1 pseudogene is annotated in these 534 nt (G+C 67.6%); it reads left to right on the forward strand.

The features are described 5' to 3' along the window. Nucleotides 1-83: 83 nt before the first annotated feature. Nucleotides 84-534 (forward strand): annotated as a pseudogene (locus tag D8M29_RS13345) (transposase); the annotation flags it as partial.

Below are 534 nucleotides of genomic sequence, written 5' to 3' on the forward strand. Positions count from 1 at the left end.
TGGGCTGACCCCGTTTCGTAGGTCCAGTCGTTATGAGAGTCGTCCTGTTGCCCGCGGTCGCGGGCAGGGAGACTGGTCAGATCATGACGAACAGCAGGAAGCGTCACACCCCCGAGCAGGTCGTCCGTAAGCTCGGGCAGGCCGACAGGATGCTCGCCGATGGTCAGGACGTCGCGGCGGTGTGCCGGGAGCTCGGGGTGTCCGAGCAGACGTACTACCGGTGGCGGAACCAGTACGGCGGCCTCAAGGCCGACGACGCAAAGCGCCTGAAGGAGCTGGAGAAGCAGAACGCGACCCTGAAGCGTCTGCTCGCGGAAGCGGAGCTGGAGAAGGCCGCGCTCAAGGAGCTGGCTGAGGGAAACTTCTAAGCCCGGACAGGCGCCGCGCCGCCGTCGATCACCTCAAGGGCAAGTTGCGGGTGAGCGAACGGATGGCGTGCCGTCTGGTCGGGCTGAGCCGCTCCGCGTACCGGCGACCGCTCAAGGGCGACACGGTCGCGGACCCGGATCGGGCGCTCAGGGAGTGGCTGCGCGC

Source organism: Micrococcus sp. HSID17227 (assembly GCF_003989405.1).
Taxonomy (GTDB): domain Bacteria; phylum Actinomycetota; class Actinomycetes; order Actinomycetales; family Micrococcaceae; genus Micrococcus; species Micrococcus luteus.